12 protein-coding genes are annotated in these 22,177 nt (G+C 60.7%); 11 read left to right on the top strand and 1 reads right to left on the bottom strand.

Annotated elements, in window-relative coordinates:
* Positions 1–460: 460 nt before the first annotated feature.
* The 9 genes from H6650_10280 to H6650_10240 all read left to right on the top strand — a co-directional run bounded on the left by H6650_10280 (position 461) and on the right by H6650_10240 (position 16,734).
* Positions 461–2,440 (top strand): VCBS repeat-containing protein, encoded by a 1,980-nt coding sequence (locus H6650_10280; GenBank protein MCB8952388.1) that lies wholly within the window; start codon positions 461–463, stop codon positions 2,438–2,440.
* 291 nt (positions 2,441–2,731) lie between these two features.
* Positions 2,732–4,717, top strand: coding sequence for a VCBS repeat-containing protein (locus tag H6650_10275; protein ID MCB8952387.1), 1,986 nt, complete (start codon positions 2,732–2,734; stop codon positions 4,715–4,717).
* Positions 4,718–4,727: 10 nt separating this feature from the next.
* Positions 4,728–6,080 carry a glycosyltransferase family 4 protein gene (locus H6650_10270; GenBank protein MCB8952386.1) on the top strand — a complete coding sequence of 451 codons (1,353 nt, stop codon included), beginning with the start codon at positions 4,728–4,730 and terminating at the stop codon, positions 6,078–6,080.
* Between the two features lie 110 nt (positions 6,081–6,190).
* The gene (locus H6650_10265; GenBank protein ID MCB8952385.1) at positions 6,191–7,471 is read left to right on the top strand and encodes a glycosyltransferase family 4 protein; all 1,281 of its coding nucleotides are present in this window, start codon (positions 6,191–6,193) and stop codon (positions 7,469–7,471) included.
* Between the two features lie 168 nt (positions 7,472–7,639).
* Positions 7,640–8,893, top strand: a complete 1,254-nt coding sequence (locus H6650_10260; GenBank protein MCB8952384.1) for a glycosyltransferase family 4 protein — start codon at positions 7,640–7,642, stop codon at positions 8,891–8,893.
* Positions 8,894–9,535: 642 nt separating this feature from the next.
* A complete protein-coding gene (locus H6650_10255; GenBank protein MCB8952383.1) occupies positions 9,536–10,597 on the top strand; it encodes a DUF4097 family beta strand repeat protein in 1,062 nt (353 codons plus the stop codon).
* Positions 10,598–10,656: 59 nt separating this feature from the next.
* Complete coding sequence (locus tag H6650_10250) at positions 10,657–11,397, top strand: DUF4157 domain-containing protein (protein MCB8952382.1); 741 nt, start codon at positions 10,657–10,659, stop codon at positions 11,395–11,397.
* 100 nt (positions 11,398–11,497) lie between these two features.
* Complete coding sequence (locus tag H6650_10245; GenBank protein ID MCB8952381.1) at positions 11,498–14,095, top strand: protein kinase; 2,598 nt, start codon at positions 11,498–11,500, stop codon at positions 14,093–14,095.
* A 659-nt stretch (positions 14,096–14,754) separates the two neighbouring features.
* On the top strand, positions 14,755–16,734 hold the full coding sequence (locus H6650_10240; protein ID MCB8952380.1) for a peptide ABC transporter substrate-binding protein: 1,980 nt from the start codon (positions 14,755–14,757) through the stop codon (positions 16,732–16,734).
* Between the two features lie 123 nt (positions 16,735–16,857).
* On the opposite strand, the gene H6650_10235 is transcribed toward H6650_10240, so the two are convergent.
* Positions 16,858–17,985: a molybdopterin-dependent oxidoreductase gene (locus tag H6650_10235; GenBank protein ID MCB8952379.1), complete on the bottom strand. Its 1,128-nt coding sequence runs from the start codon at positions 17,983–17,985 to the stop codon at positions 16,858–16,860.
* 594 nt (positions 17,986–18,579) lie between these two features.
* On the opposite strand from H6650_10235, the gene H6650_10230 reads away from it, so the two are divergent.
* Positions 18,580–20,529, top strand: coding sequence for a peptide ABC transporter substrate-binding protein (locus tag H6650_10230; GenBank protein ID MCB8952378.1), 1,950 nt, complete (start codon positions 18,580–18,582; stop codon positions 20,527–20,529).
* Between the two features lie 441 nt (positions 20,530–20,970).
* A complete protein-coding gene (locus H6650_10225; GenBank protein ID MCB8952377.1) occupies positions 20,971–22,158 on the top strand; it encodes an ABC transporter permease in 1,188 nt (395 codons plus the stop codon).
* Positions 22,159–22,177 lie beyond the last annotated feature (19 nt).

Here is a 22,177-nt window from a genome sequence, read left to right as displayed (position 1 = left end):
ATTTCGGGAGGATGTGCATCCTCCCTTTATGTCGATTTCTCGTTGTCGTATTGGTGAGTTGTCGTCAAGTGGCGGCAATTTCCGCGCTGAGAATAAAAAGGCACGGTGGCTGCCGGCATTTTACACCGGAATCCCACACCCCCAAACCGCGCTGCCGCGCCTTAACCCGCCAACTGCCGTCTCATGACCAAAGTCCCACGAACTTTTCATCTACCTGTGCCCCATTTAACACACGGCTCGTCACCTGTGTCATACCCTGATGGCAACGATTCAGCTTCAGGGTTACATAGTCCAAGAGATCTTCCCGGAAGCCCAATTTCAAGCCCAAAATGCCGCATCATTCAGATCGTTTAGCATCAAAACAACTTCCGGGAAGATGGTGGCGAATAGTTACCCCTAACAACCAACCGAAAACAGCCAACCGCCCCCACCCAAATCCAACTGTCATTGTTCCCTAACCATGCCTCATTCTCGTATCCTGCTCCTTATACTGCCCCTCATCGCCATTTCCACCTTCTGGTATGCGCCCGCCGGTTTTGCGGACGCGGCAGAGGTGAATGGGGGCATCACCGCGCCGAAATGGACGGTGGACCTGTCCGCCTACAGTCGCACGTGTAACAACGGCACGAAGGACTGTCAGGAAAGCTCCCCGGCCCTGGCGGACGTCAATGGGGATGGCTACCCGGATGTCGTGGTTGCTACCAACAAGGGGTACGTGGTGGCGGTGGGCCACAATGGGGTGATTTTGTGGGCGGTGGATACGGCGGCGGCTTTTGGCATGAATGCCGGCACGCAAAACATCCAATCCTCCCCCGCCGTTGCCGACATTGACGGAGACGGCTGGCCGGAAATCGTCGTCGGCGCCGGACGACCCCCCGACGACTGCCCCGCCCCCCACCGTGGTGGCGTCATCGTCCTCACGCACAATGGCGCGGTGCGCCCTGGCTGGCCCCGCTTTAGCGTTGACCCCAACAGCGGCAACTGCCATGATACGGTCGTCAGCACGCCCGCCCTGGGCAACCTGGACAACGACCCCGACCTGGAGATAATTGCCGGCAGTTTCGACCGCCGCGTCTACGCCTGGAACCCCGATGGCTCCCTCCTCCCCGGATTCCCCCCCAGCAGCTACCACCTCTCCCGCTTCCCCGACTGGCCCAACCTCGTCGGTCGCCTCGCCGACACCATCTGGAGTTCCCCCGCCCTTGCCGATGTCAACCGCGACGGTCAACTCGACATTTTTATCGGCAGCGACGAGGGCAACTACGACAATCGTTTTGGCGGCGACGCCCACGGGTGGACCTGTCCCTACGCCCCGCCCCCCGGCGGCACCGCCGGCTACTGCGGCGGCTCCCTCTACGGACTCACCAACACCGGCGCGCTCCTGCCCGGCTTTCCCCGCTACTTGCTGGAAATCGTTCAATCCACGCCCGCCATCGCCGACGTTACCGGCGACGGCTTTCCCGAAGTTTTCGCGGCCACGGGAACCTACTACTACAACAACAGCCCCGACCACCCAACCGCCGGCTTCATCCTCAATGGTTGGAACCATCAGGGCAATGTCCTCCCCGGCTGGCCCGTAGTCCTCGGCGGAGCCGCGCCCTCCTCCCCCGCCATCGGCAACATCGCCGGTGACGCCCGCCCCGAAATCATCATTCCCGCTTTTGACTCCCGCATCTACGCCTTCTTCAGCAGTGGGCAACCCGTGCCCGGATTCCCCATGACGCCCCGCCGCGAAAAGGGACAGACCGGCACGCAATTTGCCGACAGCGTCGTCCTCGGCGACTACGATGGCGATGGTCTGATGGAGATTTTCCTCAACAACAGTTGGACCATCACCGTCGTGGACGGAAACGGGCAACAGTTGACGGGAGACAACTTCCCTCATAACGCGCTCCCCATCTTTTATACCTCCGGCTCGCTGCTCAACGACCCCGCCGTAGGCGATCTTGACGGAGATGGTCGGTTGGAACTCGTGGCGCAGAACAGCAAACTAATCGTTTACGACCTGCCCCAGGCATCGGCGGAGGCAGACTGGCCCATGTTCAAGCAGAATGCGCGCCGCACGGCCACGCCGCGGCGCCCCGCGCATATGGCAACGACCCCCGCGGTCATCCGCATTTTCCAGCAAGTGGGCGCGGATGCGCCGATTACCAGTCGCCTCTCCCTGCAAAATCAGGGCGACGATCTGTTGGCGTGGCAAGCGCAGCCGCCTGCCGCCATTACCTTGTCCATCAGTAGTGGTACGCTTTCGCCGGGTGATGCCACTGCCGTGACCATTTCGCCGGAACAGGTGTTTACCGAAGGCGTGTACACGTTGGGCGCGCTGGTGCTTACGGCCACTGCCGGCGACTATCCTGCTGTTGGCAGCCCCACGCTGGTTCCCATGACGCTCATTGTCGGCGACATTCATACCGTTTACACGCCGCTGGTGACGCGCTGAGTGTGAATGGCGGACCCAACTGACGAGGCAATTCCGTTTCCTTGCCCTATCGCGGTAGGCGAGAGCCGCTAACCAGTCGCCTACTTGTTTTGTAAAGCCCCTTTTTTGCCGGCAAAACGATGCAGACACCATGACGCAGGTCGTGACCAAAGTCCCACGCACCTTGCCTGGGGCTGTGTTGTGCTTTACACGGAAACTGCAATCCATCCCCTATGCTTCCCACAAATCGAGACAAGTGATTGTCCAGCCTTGCGTGCTGTTGAAAACCTGACAACTCGAGATGGGACGTATATGAATTCTAAGACACGACTGATTTTTCTCAGCCTTATCCTCTTCATGGCTTTCTTGAACATTCCGGTCACTTATTCCGGCGCACCCGATCCTGGTGCTGGCGTAGCCCCCCGCAAATGGGAAGTAAACCTGAGCGCCTACAGTCGCTCGTGCAGCAATGGGACCACGCATTGCCACTTCAGTTCGCCCGCGCTGGCGGATTTGAACGGCGACGGCTTGCCAGACATCGTGGTCGGGACGAATAAGGGGTATGTGGTGGCGATCCGCAACAACGGGGCGGTTTTGTGGGTACGAGACGTGGCGCCGGCGTTTGGAATGCCGGCAGGTACACACGAAATAGCCTCATCCCCCGCCGTCGCCGACATAGACAACGACGGCCTGCCTGAAATCGTCGTCGGCGTCGGCGCAACCGCCGACCAATGCGGCCCCGTACACCATGGTGGCATGATCGTCCTGGAAAACGACGGCTCCATCCGATCCGGCTGGCCCCGCCAATCCTACGACCAGAACGGCGATGGCTGCCGCGACAGCATCTACAGCACCCCCGCCCTGGTCAACCTGGACAACGACCCGCAGTTGGAGATCGTCGCCGGTGGCTTTGACAAACGCCTCTACGCCTGGAACCCCGACGGTTCCCTCCTGCCCGGCTTTCCCCCCTCCAGCTACCATTACAGCCGCCTGCCCGACTGGACCAACCTCAACGGCGCGCTGGCGGACACCGTCTGGAGTTCGCCAGCCGTCACGGACGTGAACGGCGATGGCCTGCCCGACATCTTCGTCGGCACGGACGAGGGCGGCTACGATTCCCGCTATGGTGGCAACGCCCACGGTTGGACCTGTCCCTATGCCCCTCCGGCAGGACGCCCCGCGGGCTACTGTGGCGGCTCCCTCTACGGCTTACAGCAAGACGGCTCCTTCCTCGCCGGCTTTCCCCAATACATTCTGGAAATCATCCAATCCACGCCGGCCATTGCCGATGTCACCGGCGACGGCTATCCGGAAATCTTCGTGGGCACGGGCACATTCTACAACCAGAACAGCCCTTCCCACCCTACCAATGGCTTCGTCCTCAATGGCTGGGATCGCCACGGGAATTCCCTCCCCGGCTGGCCGAAACAACTCAGCGGCCTTTCGCCGGCTTCTCCCGTGATTGGGGACATTGCCGGAGACAGCGCACCGGAAATCATCGTACCCACGTTTGACTCCAGGCTGTATGCCTTCTTCGCCAACGGGCAGCCCGTTCCCGGTTTCCCCATGACGCCGCGCCGCGAGCAGGGGCAAACCGGCGTCACGTTTGACCAGAGTCCCGTCCTGGGCGATTATGATGGAGACGGCAAGATGGAGATCTTCCTCAACAACAGTTGGACCGTTACCGTGATTGATGGAGATGGGCAGCAGTTGACGGGGGACGATTTCCCGAACAATACCCGCCCCATCTACTACACGTATGGCCCCCTGCTGAACAGCCCCGCCGTGGGCGACATTGACGGCGATGGCCGACTGGAACTGATCGCCCAAAACAGCATCGTGTATGCCTTTGACCTGGATAGCTCCACATCCGCGGCGGATTGGCCGCTGTTCAAGCGGAATGCGCAGCGCACCAGCGCCATCCCCGCGCCGCCGCGCCTGCATTTGGGCGTGGATGACATCACGCTGCTGCATGGAATCGGCGAGCCAGGAAACGCGCAAAAGACGCTCGTGATTCCTAACATGTCTGAAGAGACCATATCCTGGTCCATCTCCACCGTCGGGTCGGGACTGTGGGCGTCGCCATCGTCTGGGACGATTGCGTCCGGCGGCACGGCGGAGGTGACGGTGACGGTGGTGGTGTACCAATATGAAGAAGGCGTGACGGCCGTGGGCGAGGTGGACATCCATGCCAGCGTGGGAGGCGCGCCCATTGCCGGCAGTCCCGCTACGCTCCCGGTCACGCTACATCTGGGCACAATCAGCGACGTGTATACGCCGGGTATCTTTCATCCGTGATTGTCCGAAAATGAACAATCACCTTCCCAGAAGCTATCTTGACGTAGCTTCTGGGAAGGTCTCCTGGTACACCTTCAAGCGTTCGCCAAAATGGGGCAAGGCGGCTACTATTCCCCTCATGCGCCTGCTCTTTCTCACCCCCGCCTATCCTCCCGTTCCCGGTGGCGGCGAACGATACGTTCAATCCCTCGCGCACATCCTCAGCCAACGTGGACATCAACTGACCGTCATCACCAGCGCCGCCGCGGCTGAAGCTGATTTTTGGCGTGGCGTTTCCGTCGCGGCGCGGGACCTGCCGGCAAATGATGGGGTTACGATTATGCGTTGTTCGTTGCGACCCATCACCGGTGGGCGGGCGGCGCTGATGGCGCGTCGCCGCATTATGGCCGGTATCTCGCTGTTGCCCGCCGTGCCGCCGGGCTGGCTGGAGCGCCTGGCCCGCGCTTTCCCGCCGCTGGTGGGATTGGATGAGGTGTTGGCACGGCTCCCCATCCCCGACGTGGTACACGCTTTCAATCTTTCCTGGGAGTATCCGGCGCTGGCCGGCCGGCATTATGCCGGCATTCACCACCTCCCCTACTTCCTCACCCCCTACGCCCACATCGGCCCCGGTGTCAACGCCCTGGTCGCCCGCTACGTCACCATGCCGCATCAGCGCCGCCTGCTGGCTGCCGCCGACGCCATCCTCACTTTGACGGAGGCCACTGCCGCGGGTTTGCGAGATGCCGGCATTTCCTGCCGGCATCTGCGCGTCATTGGCGCGGGCATCGATCCCCAACCGCCCGCTTTGCCACCAGACACCCTGACCCGCTTCCTCCTGCCCACGCCCTTCGCCCTTTTCTTGGGGCGCGCCAACGCGGACAAAGGCGCGTTGGACGCCGCCCGCGCCGTGCTGCGGCTGCGCCGCGCCGGTCGATCCATATCCCTCGTCCTGGCCGGAACCGCCACCCCCGAATTCACTCGTTTTATCGCCCGGCTGCCCGCGGTGGACAGGACCGCCATTTACCATCTAGGCCCGGTTAGTGAAACAGAGAAGCACGCCCTCCTGGAAGCGTGCGCCATGTTGCTGCTCCCCTCGCGCACCGACGCCCTGGGCCTGGTGCTGCTGGAAGCGTGGCAGCACGCCCGCCCCGTCATTGGCGCGCGCGCCGGCGGCATCCCCGGTGTCATTGACGACGGCGAAAACGGGTTGCTGATTGATTATGGCGACGTGGCCGGGTTGGCCGGGGCGATAGGCGATCTGTTGGCGCAGCCGGACCGCGCCGGGACCATGGGGGAGGCGGGGCGGCGGAAAAATCTCACCACGTACACCTGGGACGAAGTGGCCCGGCGCGTGGAAGCGGCCTACGCATTGGCCTGCTGACGCCTGACCATCTCCTGTCAGGGAGCGGACTTAAATAAGATGACGAAGTCATTTCCTTACCGCTACTTCAAGCTGGCAATGCACATCTTTTTTCATCGCCACTCCTAAACATGCGTATTTTGAACCTGATTCAGCGATATTATCCGGCCCACGGCGGCGCGGAACGGCATCTGGGCGAGATTGCGCGGCGGCTGGCGGCGGCAGGGCACGATGTGACCGTGCTGACGACGGATGCGCGGGGCTTTGAACTGTTTTGGCAGCCGGATTTGCCGCGTATCTCGCCGGCGGAGGAGGTGCATGAGGGGGTGCGGATCTTGCGTTTTCCCGTGCGTCATCTGCCCGGAATGCCTGCCAGCTATGATGCCGCGCGGCGGTTGTTGTGGCTGCTGTCGCGGATACGCCCGTTGCCTGTTGCTATTTCGCATAGAGTAGCGCGGTGGACGCCGAAAGTGCCGGCATTACGCCACTGGCTGAACACGACCACGGACCCATTCGACCTGGTCGTCGGTGTCAACATCTGCTACGAAACCTTCCTCGAAGCCGGCTGGCAATTGGCTCGCCGCCGCCGCCTGCCATTCGTAACCCATCCGCTTACCCATCTCGGCGCCGGTCCCACACCCGGCAGCGATCCCATCAGCCAGTTCTACACCATGCGCCACCAGGTCGCCCTGGTGCGTGCCGGCCAGGCGGCAGTGATGATGACGGCGGCGGAACAGCAGTTTTATGCGCGGCGGGGTGTTCCTGTCGCCCGCCTACCCGTGATGGGAACGGGTGTCAATGCGGCGGACGTGTTGGGGGGGCATGGCGAAAGATGGCGCTGGCGGCATGGCGTGAAGCAGCCATTGCTGTTGTCGTTGTCCACGATGTCGGTGGACAAGGGAACGGTGCAGACGGTGGAGGCGGCGCGGTTGTTGTGGCGGGAAGGGGAGCAGGTGGGGTTGGTACTTGCCGGCATTTCCACCGCCCCCTTTCAATCCTACCTCAACCAACTGCCCGACGCCGACCGGGAACGCATCCTCGTGTTGGGTCCCGTTGATGACGCCACCCGGCGCGACTTACTCGCCGCCTGTGATATATTTGTGATGCCCTCCCGCGTCGATTCCTTTGGCATCACCTATTTGGAAGCGTGGCTCTACGGCAAACCCGTCATCGGCGCGGACGCCTGGGGCATCAAGGAGGGCGTGATTGTCGCCGGGGAAGATGGGTTGCTTGTGCCCTTTGGCGACGCGGCGGCCCTGGCGGCGGCCATTTCCCGCCTGCTGCACCAACCCGACCTGGCCCATCGGCTGGGCCAGCGCGGCCAGGCCAAAGTGTACGCACGCCACACCTGGGACCGCGTCATGCCCCAGATCGAGAACCTGTACCGCGCCGTCGTGACGAAAGAAAAATAGCATCGGATTCCCGTCCCAGACTGGCGTCGTTTCCCAAACTATTCCAGTCTCTCCTGACGGCAATCATTCAACAATTTTCCGTAACTACTAACGCGTTCTGGAGATGGGACCAATTTCACCGGAGAAAATTAGTCCCATCTCATTTACCCATTCATTATTCCCTCCCTCATGCGCATTCTTCACCTCGTTCACCAATACCCGCCCGACTACGTGGGCGGCACGGAATTGTACACGCAGCAGTTGGCGGCGCAGTTGGTGGCGCGTGGTCACGATGTGGCCGTGTTTTTCCGGCGCGACGGCGCGGAAGCCTCCCTGGAGGGATGGCGCGAACCGGGCGGGGCGCGGGTTTGGGCGGCAACATCGCGTCCGGTGACGCCCACGGGCCGCTTCCTGGCGACGTTTGGCGACCAATTGCTGGATGCGGCGCTGGCGCAGGTGCTGCGCGAGGAGCAGCCGGATGTGGTTCACGTGCAGCATTTGCTGGGATTACCCGCCTCGTTGCCGGTACAATTGCGGCGGCGCGGACTTCCTTATTTACTGACGCTGCACGACTTCTGGTGGGTGTGCGCCAACGCGCAGTTGGTCACGAACTACGATGAAACCATTTGCGCGGGGCCGCGTCTGTGGTTGAACTGTGCGCGCTGTGCGCTGGCGCGCGCGGGGCGGGGTGGTTTGTGGCCGCTTTCTCCGGCGTTGGTTCCGCTGCTGGCCATGCGCGCCGCACGGCTGCGTCCTGTCTGGGAGGGTGCCAGCCGCTTGATTGCGCCGACGCGGTTTGTGCGAGCATTGTATGGCGAACTGGGGCTGCCGGAGGAGCGGATCATGGTTGTGCCCCATGGGATTGCGCTGCCACGAAAAATGCCGGCACGCACCCGACCCGCAACCGGCAACCTTCACGTAGGATACGTCGGCGGCATCGCCTGGCAAAAAGGGGTACACGTTCTCGTCGAGGCCGTTGCCGGCATTCCCGATAACGCCGTCCAACTCACCATTTACGGCAACATGGCCGCCTATCCTGACTATGCGCGCGCGCTGCGGCAAATGGCCCCCCGCGCCCCCATCCATTTCGCGGGCCAGGTAGACCGCCAACAATTATGGCAGGAACTCGTCCACCTGGACGTCCTCGTCGTCCCCTCCCTCTGGTACGAAACTGCCGCGCTGGTCATCCAGGAGGCATTTGCCGCCGGCGTACCCGTGGTCGCCTCCAACCTGGGGGCGCTGGCCGAGCGCGTACGGCACAACGTGGATGGCCTCCTCGTTCCCCCCGGTGACAGCGCCGCCCTGCGCGCCGCCCTGCTGACGCTGGCGCAAGACCGCGAGCGGCTGGTGCAGCTCAGCCTGGGCATCCAACCCGTGCGCACCATCGCCGCGCACGTAGACGAAATCGAAGCCCTCTACCGGCGAGCCGTGTACGGACATTAACTCGTCATATCGATAAAGAGTGTCATAGTCCCGATCTCGTTGTCCCCAACCCCAATATCAGTTGGTCCTTCTCCGCTTAGGACTAACGACGAAATAAAGCACGGAATTGCATCGTCAGTTTGATTTAATTGCCGTTCCTTGACAACAAAAACAGGTATGCTCCTTGATGAGTAACTACCTGGCCCGTTGCCTGAGCCTGCCGAAGGCAATATCTGCTTCGACAAGCTCAGCCCACGAGAGGGTTAGCAGTTACCACAAAGTGGTGGAATCACCATTGTCGCCATGTTCGCCATAACAGAAACGTGGTTTGCGCGACGAATCCGGACTGGCTGCGTATTGATATTGTGGGTGCGCGGCCCGATAGGGGCCGTCACTCGCTTGCCAGTTCGCCCATCCTTTATAGACAATTTTGGTAACTACTAACGCTCTCTGGAGATTGGACCAATTTCACCAGAGAAAATTGGTCCAATCTGGCTTAGCAGTTACCAATTTTGCGGGAATTGTTGGCGCGGCCTCTTGTCTTCTACGTCTTTTCCCGACAACAGCGGTGGGTTTCGCCATTTCGCTAACCAGGCCGACCCACTGTCAACTAGCAACCGTCAACTGCCAGTCGTTGACAGCTTTTCCCGAAGGAGCAGTAGCATGACCGAGTTAAAACAAGAAGAAAAAAGCGTGAGACCCGTTTATGTCAGGCGGCATTCGCCGTCCATGTTTGGCCCGATTTTGTTGATCAGCGTTGGCGTGTACTTCTTGCTGCAAAATCTGGGCATCGTGTCCAATCTGAACTGGGTGGCGGCGCTGCAACTGTGGCCGCTGCTGCTGGTTTTCGGCGGCATCAACATCATCGTGCGTCAGGCCCCGCGCCCGTTCGGATCTCTCCTTAGCCTGATCGTGGCCCTCCTCACCGTGGCTGTTTTTGGTTACGTTCTTCTCAGTTCCAGCGATACCGTGTTTAGCCGTTTTGGTATTACCCCATCGGTCCCGGAACTGCATCGGGAGCCGATTGAGTATAGCGCCGATGTGAGCAGCGCGGATGTGCGTATTGACTTCGGCGCGCCGGGGGCGGACCTGTACGCGCTCAGTGACAGCGCCAGCGTGATCAAGGGCGAAGTGACGTATGGGAATCGGCTGAACTTTGACGCGAGCAGTGCCAGCAGCAAAGCCACCATTGACCTGGCCACGGAAGATGCCGGCGGCTTTGTCTTCAACCCGGCTACCTGGTTTTCCTGGAATGAGGCGCAGCGGTGGGACATTGGCCTCAGCCCGGACGTGTCACTTGATCTGCGCCTCGGCGTTAACTCTGGCGCCGTTGACCTGGACATGCGCGGCCTGCAGGTGACCTACCTGGACATGAATGGCGGTTCTGGCCATGCCCAAGTCGTTATGGCCGATGGCGACTATGATGCTGCTTTTGACCTGGGTTCGGGCAGCGTGACAATGACGCTGCCGGCATCTGGGCGGCACGAAATTGAGATCAATAGCGGTTCCGGCTCTGTCACCATCCACCTACCCGATTCCATGCAACTCCGCATGGAAGTAAATCGCGGCAGCGGTGGTTTCAACGCCGGCGGTCGGCTGAACCAGATCGACAACGACGAAGATAACCCCGTCTGGGAAACCGAGGGTTATGGCGACAGCGCCAACCAGCTTACTCTCGTCATCAGGCAGGGTTCAGGCAGCATCAACGTTAAATCCGGCAACTGACGGACGACGGCTGGCTGGCTGATTGGCAGGCATTGTCCGCCGCGGGTATGATTATGCCCATGTGGGCGGATAAGGCGCAACGCGCCATCACATGGCTGGCGAAAAGGCTGCAAGATAGCTGGCTCTGGCCCTGGAATCTCTGGCGAGATGGGGCAGTGCGGTGGCGGCGGCTGCAGGTAACTGCTGCCGCCGCTGTGCGTTGGCGGCGCGCTGCCGCGCCAATGCCCCCGCTCACCACGCTGCATCGCCTGGGTGTCCAGCTTTTCGACCTGGTTGGCGGCCCGGAGATAGCGCAGGCGCTGCTGCGCTGGTTTGCGCATACGACGCCCTTGACCAGTATGGAGGTCGCCGCTGCCGCCACTCTGTTTGGCTGGGACGGCCTCCGCTATCAGGACGTGCGCGTATCGACAGGGGGCATCCTTTCCTTGATATTCCATTTAAATGGCGAACGCGCCTTCGCCACCTGGCATACCATCCATCTGCCACGGTCGGGTCGGCATACACGCGCCAATTTGCCCCTGCTGATGCATGAACTGACGCACGTTTACCAGTACGAGAAAGTTGGCACGCTGTACATGACGGAGGCCATCCTGGCGCAGTGGCGCGACGGCCCGGCGTGCTATGACTACGGCGGGGTGGCCGGGTTGGTGGCGGCCTATGAGGCGCGTCAGGGGCCGGGGTACTTCAACCGCGAGGCGCAGGCGCGGATTGTGCAGGATTATTTTGTCAGATGCCGGCATAACGCCGACACCACCGCCTACGAACCCTTCATTCACGCCCTGCGCCGGGGAGAACTGTAGCCGGGGGAACCAAACGGCCCCGCCGCGCGTCTAACCAGATGGTATAGAACAAACCCTCCCCAAGATTGGTTCATTCTCCAAGAATCAAGACGGAAACCACATGAGCAATCTCGTCGGCAAACAAATCGAACGGTATCGCATTGACGCCCTGTTGGGGCAGGGGGGCATGGGAGCCGTCTACCTCGCCTACGACCTCAACCTCACCCGCCTCGTCAGCCTGAAAGTGATGCACGAACATCTGGGGCGCGAACCGGAATTCCGCCAGCGATTCTGGAAAGAAGCGCAAGTTGCCGCTCGCCTCGATCATGCTGCCATCGTGCGCGTTTACGATTTCGGCTCCTACCAGGAATTACTCTACCTGGTCATGGCCTACGTGCCCGGCCTTAGCCTGCGTGCGGCGCTGCGCCAGGCACAGGAGCAGGCGCAGTGGATTGATTTACGTGAAGGGCTTTGGGTGTTGGCTCAGGTTGCCGATGCCCTCGATTACGCCCATCGCCAGGGCGTCGTCCACCGCGACATCAAACCGGACAATGTGCTGCTACAACCGCTGGAACGATCCGAGCGCGCCGAAGAGCCGCCCATTCGCGCCCTCGTCGCCGATTTTGGCCTGGCGAAAATTCTGGAAGGCGACTTCAGCACCCAATCGGGAACCATGCTGGGCACGCTTTCCTACATGGCGCCCGAACACATCCTGGGCGAAGCCGTGGATGGTCGCGCCGACCTCTACGCCGTGGGCGTGATGCTGTATGAGATGGCTACGGGGCGGCTGCCGTTCCAGATCAAATCGCCCACGGACGCCGTGGTGAAACACCTGCGCGAGACGCCGCCGCCGCCGCAAACCGTGCGCCCGGACCTGCCCGCGCCCGTTGCCGCGCTGATCAGCCGGGCGATTGCCCGTGACCCGCTGGCGCGCTACCAGACGGGCGCGGAACTGGCCGCCGCCTTGCGTCAACTGGCGCGCGAGCGGGATGGGTTGGATGTGGCCGCGCCGCCAACGGCGGTGGGGCCGATGTTGAGCCTGACCGCCTCCGTTCGCCTCTCCGCCTCGCGCCAGATGCCGCCGGAACCCCCGCCGACGTTGCTGCCGGAGTCGCCGGTTTCCCCGCTACCGGGGGAGCGGTTGGTCGTTGAGTGCAGCGATCAGCCCGCGCAGACGATACCTCTGACGCAGGCTGCTTTGACCGTGGGGCGGGCCGAGCAGAACCAGATTGTGCTGGCGGGCAACGGTATCTCGCGTATGCACGTGCGCCTGGAACGAACCGACGCCGGCTGGCATGTGACCGACCTGGGCAGCACCAACGGCACGCGCCTGGGGGAAGAGCCTCTGGATCCCCATAATCCGCATCCATGGCCACCGGGCGTTCCACTACGACTTGGCCCCTGTACGCTGCGCTGGTTTGCGTCAGCATCTGCGGCGGTAGCGGCCGCGCCCGCGCCCGCGCCGCCCGCGTCCACGCCCGCGCCCGCGCCCCCAGTTGCCTCTTCAGGTCGGTCCTGGCCGCTGCCGGCATGGTTGATTGCCGTCGTTCTGGTGCTGCTGGTGGCGGCCTGCCTGTCCGCGGCGGCGCTGCTCTCTTTTGTGCGGGAGCGGGATGTGGCGGCGGCGGCCACGGTGCAGGTGGCGGCGCAACAGGCGGCGGCGACGAGTACGCAGCGGGCCGTGGCGGCGCAGACCACGGCTACGATGGCCGCCCTGGCCACGGCCCAGGCGGAAGCAGACGCGGCAGCCGCGGCAACGGCCACGGCGGAGATGGCCCGCCAGTTGGGGGATGATGATGGGGATGGCCTCGCCAATGGGGAGGAGGAGAAGTTGGGGACGAATCCGCAAGTGGCGGATACGGATGGGGATGGCCTGACGGATGGGGTGGAGGTGAATGAGGTTCATTCCGACCCGCTGCGGGCGGATAGTGATGGGGATGGGATGGCGGATGGGGCGGAGGTGGATGCCGGCAGAAATCCCACCATCGCCGAAACCGCTACGCCCACGCCCACGCGCACGCCCTTGCCCACGGTCACGCCTACGCCTGCGCCCACGCAAACCCCAACGCCGACGCCGACGCCGACGCTGGTCGTGCAGCAGTTGCAAACGTGGGACCACGGTCTACGTCTCCTTTCTGGTCAGCGCCGCTATAGCTTGCTTATGCCGGCAGCAGGCCCCATCAGCCTCACGCTTAGTTGGAATGATGGCGGGCCGCAAGAACTCGACGTGCGCCTGGTGAACCCGGAGACGGGCGCGGTGGCGGCGCAGGCGAATGGCGGCAGCCCGCTCCAGTTTGTCTACACGCTCACGGATGGGGACCTGGGGCTGGGGCGTGCGTGGGATGTGGTGATTGAAAATGCCGGCAGCGCCGCCGCCGACGCCTCATTGACCCTACTCTATCCGTCAGGCGGCCCCCTGACCGACCAATTTCTGCTGACGCCGGAGAATGCCAGCCAGATTAGCGTGATAATGCCGGCAGGCGTCGGCGTGCTTGTGGCTCGCACAACCTGGAGCGGCATTACCCCAGAGGCACTTTCGCTGCGGATCTTTGGACCCGGGCACATAACGCCCTACGCCGAACGGACGGGACCACCCCCGTTGGCGCTCAGTTACCGCCTGCTGCCTGACCAATGGCGGGCGGGAGACGTCTGGTGGGTGGAGTTGACCGTCGTTGGGCAGACAGACGCCAGCGGCAGCATGAACCTTGTCTATCCGTAGGGCAGGGCAGATGCTCGATTCTTCTTCACTGATTGGCCGATACCGGTTTCCGCCGCTGAATCGGCGACGCTATTGGGGCTGAACCCGGCCCGTCTCTCCGGAGCCGTAGACTTCCACATTTGAGCGATAGTCCACTTTGTTGAACACCGTAAGCGTGCCTGCCTGGTGGCGCACTACGAGGGGAACGACGGTCGTTGCCATGCCTCGCTCGTCGCGTCCGCGCGCCGTTCGGCAGGCGCGAGCGGCGTCAGGAAAAAGTCACCGAAATGACACTTAATAGACATCTTATAAAGAAAAATAGATAAAATATCTCGATCTATTTTTCTCATGGAAACCCTATTGACACTAAGATGACACCATCGTATAATGTTTATTGTCCTTATCATGCGCCCTGAATAGCAGGGTGTTGGGTTGTGGAGCGGGGGACATGTTGGACCCAGGTCCCCGCGGCCGACTTTCTTGTAGGAGGTGATGCGCGCAATTGATGGACTTTCTTGTTGATGTGGAAGACAGCTTTGTTTTGCGCGTATTGGTGGCGGTTTGCGATGCCGGCAAAACGCGCACCCTAGACTCAGGAACGGGGACAATCCGTTCCCATCCCGTATTGTGATGGCCGCGCGCAAGCGGTACCATCCCATTTGAACTAATCGGAGGAAAAGATGCTTTCGTACAAACGATTTGCCCTTATTGTGGCAATCCTGGCAATGGGTGTACTCATCCTGGCCGCCTGCCAGCCGGAAGTGGTGAAGGAGACGGTTGAAGTCACCCGCGTCGTTACCGAGGAAGTGATGGTGGAAGGGCAGGCCCAAGAAGTGACGCGCGTGGTCGTGGAGCAAGTTGAAGTGACACCGACCCCGGCGCTCGTGCCTGCCGAACCGAAGAACCTGATCGTCTGCATGGCGCAGGAACCGGAAACGTTGTACGTTTACGGTGGCAACATGCTGGCGCAATCCGCCGTTCTGCACGCTATCTATGAGAACGACGTCACCACGCTTTCCTACGCCTATCAGGCGCAGGGCGTGGAGAAAATCCCCTCGATTGCTGATGGAGATGCTTACTTCGAGACAGTCACCGTCAACGCTGGCGACAAGGTGATGGACAAAGACAACAACCCCACCACTCTGGAAGAGGGCCTCGTTGTCCTGAACGCGAACGGCGACGAAGTGACCTTCGATGGCAGCACTCCGGTGGAAATGAAACAAATGGTCGTCGAAATGACCATGAAACCGCGCATCTGGTCTGATGGCACGCCTGTAACGGCTGATGACTCCGTCTACAGCTATGAATTGGCCGTCGACCCGGATACACCGCGCGGCAAATTCCAGGTTGACCGCACCGCCAGCTACGAGGCCAAGGATGACCTGACGACAATCTGGCGCGGTCTTCCCGGCTTTGTGGACTCCCAATACTATCTGAATGGTCCCGCCAACTGGCCGGTTCTGCCGCGCCACGCCTGGAGCGGCTTCACTGCATCTGAGTTGCTGGAAGCGGAACAGAGTTCCCGCATGCCGATGGGCGATGGCGCCTTCATGGTGACCGAATGGATCGCCGGCGACCATATCACCCTGGTGAAGAACCCCAACTACTACCGCGCTTCCGAAGGACTGCCCTACCTGGACAGCGTCACCTACAAGTTCGTTCCGGATACCAACCAGTTGATTGCCCAGCTTCTGGCGGGGCAGTGCGACATTGGCACGCAGGATGGCATGGACGTGACGCAGGCCCCGTTCCTCATTGAAGCGGAAAACAGCGGCATTCTCGTTCCCTACTTCCAGACGGGTACCGTGTTTGAGCACATCGACTTCAACATTGACCCCTGGGACTCCACGGCACGCGGTGGCGACCGCATTATCTGGTTTGATGATGTGCGCGTGCGCCAGGCGATGACCATGTGTACTGATCGGCAAAGCATGGTGGATAACATCCTGTATGGCCGTTCCGAGGTGATCAGCAGCTACATCCCCAGCGTCCATCCGCTCTTTAACCAGGACAACAAGCAGTGGCCGTACGACGTGGACGCCGCCAACAAATTGCTGGATGATGCCGGCTTCCTGGATACGGATGGCGATGGCATCCGCAACCACCCGACCACGGGCGAGAACTTCAAAGTGAACCTGGGTACGACTTCCGGCAATGAGATGCGCCAGCAGTTGACGCAAATCTTCAAGGAGAACATGATCCAGTGCGGGATTGACATCGAACTCGAATACCTGCCCGCGAGCGAGTGGTTCGCCGATGGTCCGGATGGTCCGCTGTTTGGCCGTACGTTTGACCTGGGCGAGTTTGCCTGGTTGACGGGCGTGGACCCGTCCTGCAACCTGTACATCACGGACGAGATCCCTGGCCCACCGGAAGAGGGTTATAAGGCTGGCTGGGGCGGCTCAAACGAAACGGGTTGGAGCAATGCCGACTATGATGTCGCTTGCAAGGCGGCGCTGGCTTCGTTGCCGGGTACGCCGGAGTACGAGCAGTATCACAAGCAGGCGCAGTTGATTTTCTCGGAGAACGTGCCCGTTATCCCGTTGTTCCTGCGCTTGAAGGTGGCCGCGGCCCGTCCCGAAGTGCTGAACTTTGGCGTGGACCCGACGCAGAACTCAGAGTTGTACAACATCTTTGAGATCGACCTGAAGCAGCCCTAATGTGTTAAAGTAGGCTGACTTGCCGTGGCAGATGCTTGTGGCGGCAGGTCATGCGCTAAAAAAGAAAGAGCGGCAAACGATCAGCGTTTGCCGCTCTTTTTGTTTCCGCCGCCCGCGCGGTTTTTATCCTTGTGCGCCGATGACGCGAATGGTTAGTTGCTGCATTTCATCGACGCCGTCAGGGAAGGCGCCGCCCAGCAGTCGGTTGGCGCGACCAGGGAGGGATTGATCGTTGCCGGCATTGTCCGTTGTATTAGCCAGGATGCGGTAAGTGCCGGCATTTCCCCCCTGCACGCGCACCCACCAATGCGTCCAAACTAGCGACGACGGTCCGCGCAGCAGCTCCGCCTGCTGCCATGTCGCGCCTCCGTCCAGGCTCACCTCCACCCCCTCCAGGCCCACATCCGTGGCATTGGCGATGCCGCCGACGTAAAAATCGGGCGACTGCGTACTGTTTTCGGGGGGTGTTTCGATAATGGCCGTGGGATTGATTCGCGCCTCGTCGCTCCAGCCCTGTGATTCCCAGTGCCCCAGGTGCGGCGTGCGCTGCACGGTGACGCGGTGCAGCCACTTGGGTTGTTTTTGCCCATAGCGACCAGGCCAGAGGCAGCGGAGGGGGAAGCCATGCGCGGCAGGGAGGGGGTCTCCGTTCATTTCGTAGACGAGGAGGGCGTTTTCGTCCAGGGCCAGGGAGGCGGGGATGCCTGTGTCGTAGCCATCCAGGGATTCGAGTTTGAGGTGGTGGGTGGGGGATTGAATGCCGGCATCCGCCAACAACTGCTTCATCCGCACCCCCTTCCACATCGCATTGCCGATTAAGTTCCCCCCCACCGGATTACTGATACATTGCAGCGTGCGCATCTGGATAACGGATGGGTAAGCCATGATCTCCGCCAATGATAGAGACAAGGGCCGATCAACCACGCCCATAATTTCCAGGCGGTAGCTCGCCACGTCCACGTCTGGCGGTGGTTCCGGATTGTATTTGAGTGTATAAAAGTCCTCATTCGGCGTGATGCGCGTGGTCGTTGGCGGTTGCCAGGGCGGGGGCGAAGGGGGTGTGGCCGTTGCCGCGGCGGGCGTGGTTGTGGCTGCCGCCGCACTTGCCGCTGGCGTAGGGAGAGTGGTTGCGTCTGGCGGCGGATTTGGGGGGCGACAGGCCGCCACCAGGAAGCCCGCGCTGCCTCCGGCCAGCAGTCGCAGCATGTCCCGCCGGGAGAATTGTCTGGGTGAAGCCGTTGCAGCCGTCATCGTATGCTCCGTGGTAGTGGGGCGCGGGCGGATACGCTGCCGTCGCCGCGGGGGTTTTCTTTTCAGAATTGTAGCAATTTCCCGCCACGGCGCGGAATTCTGGCGTCGGCGCGTTTGAGCGAACAACCCCGACTGTCACCGATATGACCTTTTCAAGTCCATTTGGAATGCCCAATCCGGCTCAAAAACGAGTAATGTCACCCAAATGTCACCATAAAGCCACTAATAAGCCGTTTTGTTGCCTTGTTTTTGCCCACCGTTTCTAATAGTATTGAATCCAGAATGTGTGTACCAACCCAAATCCTAATTGGTGCGCTCTCACAAAACGAATCGGTTTGTGTGGCTTGGGAATAGAGACCGGTTGATGGTTGAAATGCCGGCACATGCAACACACTCTGAAGCTGCGCCTGCCACCAGGTTCATGCCGCGCAGCGGACAAACAGCAGATATGAATCTGCACCCCCCTACTATTTTGAGATTATCGTACAGGCTGATGGCCCAAGAACCATCGCCAGCGATAACTGGGCACAAACCCCAATTTTCACTCTAATTGTTTACCAGAGTTACGTGCGTTCTTAAGGAGGAACCCAAACTATGAAAATGGTAAAACGATGGTGGGTCATTGCGGCTATTTTGGTCCTCGGCGCCGTCGTCCTCGCTGCCTGCCAGCCTGAGGTCGTCACGGAAACGGTCGAAGTGACCCGCGTAGTCAAAGAAGAAGTAGTTGTTGAAGGCCAACCCGTCGAGGTAACTCGCGTGGTTGTCGAAGAAAAAATCGTGGAAGTGGAACCGACCGCCGCTCCGGTGGAAGCCAAGCCAAAAGACCTGATCGTCTGCATGGCTCAGGAACCGGAAACCCTCTACGTCTATGGCGGCAGCATGTTGGCCATGAGCGCCGTTCTCCATGCCGTTTATGAGAACAACCTCACCACGCTGTCCTATGGCTACCAGGCACAGGGCATTGAGAAAGTGCCTTCGCTCTCTGATGGCGATGCCTTCTTTGAAACCGTGACCGTCAATCCTGGCGACATGGTGGTTGACGCCGATGTCAACCCCGTGGCCTGGGGCGAAGAAGTCACCGTCACGAACGCGAATGACGAAGAAGTGGCCTTTGACGGCAGCCCTGTGGAAATGAAGCAGTTGGTTGTCCAGTTCACCATCAAGCCGCGCGTCTGGTCTGACGGCACGCCCGTGAGCGCTGATGACTCCGTCTACAGCTTCGAAATCGCCTCCGACCCCGACACGCAAAGCTCCAAATACACAATTGATCGTACGGCCAGCTATGCGGCCACCGGCGACCTGACCGTGGAATGGCGCGGTCTGCCCGGCTATCTTGACTCCCAATACTTCACCAACTTCTGGACGCCGCTGCCGCGTCACGCCTGGGGTGGTCTTACCGCTGCCGAGCTGAACGAAGCGGAAGAAAGCTCCCGTATGCCCATGGGCGACGGCCCCTTCATGATTACTGAATGGGTCGCCGGCGACAACATCAGCCTGGTGAAGAACCCCAACTACTATCGTGCTTCCGAAGGTCTCCCCTACGTGGACACCGTCACCTACAAGTTCGTCCCCGATACCAACCAGCTCATTGCCCAGTTGCTTGCCGGTCAGTGCGACATTGGTACGCAGGACGGTATGGACGTCGGCCAATCCCCGTTCTTGATTGAAGCGGAAGCCAATGGCATTTTGGTGCCCTACTTCCAGACCGGTACGGTGTTTGAGCACATTGACTTCAACATCCAGCCCTACGACGACCGCACCGTCTGGTTCGACGACGTGCGTGTGCGTCAGGCCTTCACGATGTGCACCGACCGCCAGAGCATGGTGGACAACATCCTCTATGGCCGTTCCGAAGTTATCAGCAGCTACATCCCCAGCGTCCACCCGCTGTTCAACCAGAACAACGTACAGTGGCCGTACGACGTGGATGCCGCCAACAAACTTCTGGACGAAGCTGGCTTCACGGATTCGGATGGCGACGGTCTCCGCAACCACCCGACCACCGGTGAGAACTTCATCGTGACGTTGGGCACGACCACCGGCAACGAAATGCGTCAGCAGTTGACCCAGATCTTCAAGGAAAATCTGTCTGCTTGTGGCGTTCAGATTGACCTGTATTACCTGCCCGCCGGCGAGTGGTTCGCTGACGGCCCCGAAGGCCCGCTGTTTGGCCGTACCTTTGACCTGGGCGAATTCGCCTGGTTGACCGGTGTGGACCCCTCCTGCAACCTGTACATCACCGACGAAATCCCCGGCCCACCGGAAGAAGGTTATGCCGGTTGGGGTGGCGCGAACGAAACGGGTTGGAGCAATGCGGACTACGATACGGCTTGCAAGGCGGCCCTGGCTTCTCTGCCGGGTACAGCCGAGTATGAGCAAAATCACAAGGATGCCCAGCTGATCTTCTCCGAGAACGTGCCTGTGATTCCGTTGTTCCTGCGCCTGAAGGTTGCCGCGGCCCGTCCCGAAGTCATGAACTTCGGCGTGGACCCGACCCAGAACTCGGAGCTGTACAACATCTTCGAGATCGATCTCAACCAATAGGCTCTTGACAGGGGTTTGATGCCTTAAATGAGAATGGCAGCACCAGGTTTGGTGCTGCCATTTTTCTTTTCCCACGGAAAAACAGACTTTGGAAGTTTCGACGTAATAGGTTAAAATTTCGCATCGTCGCATTCTGCTACATCCTGCCGGTTTATTTGTATCTTTCTTCATGAAAGCTCTCCTTCTGTCTTCCAGCTTCCATATCGCTCTGATTGTTCCTGTCCAGGCCCGTCCGTACGGTGGGTCCCGCGCACGCGCTGTCCGGTATGATGGCTTGTGGAAACGGAATAAATCGCTTGGCAAATAGCTTCATATGGTTACAATATGTCGGCGTATTCGCCAAGATGACCCCCTCTCATGACATTGATGGCAACGATAACTCCGCGAGATGCCGGCATTAACGCCCATCTTCAAGAGCACATATAGTTTGGAGGTAAAGAGATGACGAATTATCTCATTCGACGAGGGCTACAGATGATCATGGTGGTATTCGGAGCCACCATTGCCATCTACGTGCTGCTGCAAGCCGCACCGGGCGACCCGTTGTCCGGCATCAACCTGGGCGGAGACCGCCGCGCCCGCTTCACGGAACACGAGATCGACGTGATGCGCGCGAACCTGGGGCTGAACCGGCCGGTGTGGCTGGGGTATTTGACCTGGGTTGCGGGGGAAGATTGGGTTGATGAATTGGGGAACGCCATCGGCAACCCGGGGAACGCCAAGACGCTGCCGGTGACGGGGACGTGGGCGGATTTCCAGTTGGCACAATGCCGGGATGCGGGTGGGACGAACGAAGGCGTAGAACCGGGCAAGGGGTATCCATGCCAGCGGGGGATCGTGCGCGGGGACTGGGGCAAGTCGTGGAAACTGGCACGGGGACAGGACGTGATGGGCATCATCGAAGGGCGCATCAAGGACACGACCATCCTGATGGCCTCGGCGACGCTGTTTTCGTTGCTGATCGCCGTGCCCATCGGCATCATCTCGGCCGTGCGGCAGTACTCGGCGCTGGACTATGCGGTGACGACGTTCAGCTTCTTTGGGATATCGATGCCGGCATTCTGGTTTGGCCTGATGCTGGTCATCCTCTTCGGACTCACCTTCAAGAACTGGGGGCTGCCATTCTTCCCCACGGGGAACGTGGTGGACCTGCGCATCTTGCCGGGCAGCATTCAGGACGTACTAGGGGTGAGCGCCGGGTCACTGGGGGACCGCATCATCCACCTGGTCCTGCCGACCATCATGCTCAGCCTGCTGTACCTGGCGGGGTGGAGCCGCTTCCTGCGCTCGTCGATGCTGGAAGTACTGCGGCAAGACTACGTGCGCACGGCACGGGCCAAAGGACTGAGCGAGCGGGTCGTGATTCTGAAACACGCCACGCGCAACGCCCTCATCCCGCTCATCACCATCGTCGTGTTCCAGATACCGGGCATCTTCGGCGGGGCGATCCTCACCGAAACCATCTTCAACTACCCGGGGATGGGGCGGTTGTTCATCTCCGCGCTGGGGCAGAGCGACTGGCCCATCGTCATGGGCTACCTGTTCATCACGGCCATCCTGGTGGTCGTCGCCACCCTGGTGGGCGACCTGCTGTACACGGTGGTAGACCCGCGCATCCGCTTCGAGTAAACCGCATAGCGCATACCTA

It is taken from the genome of Ardenticatenales bacterium (assembly GCA_020634515.1).
GTDB lineage: Bacteria > Chloroflexota > Anaerolineae > Promineifilales > Promineifilaceae > JAGVTM01.
Note: the sequence above shows the minus strand (reverse complement) of the source record. Positions and strands in the feature narration are given on the sequence as shown.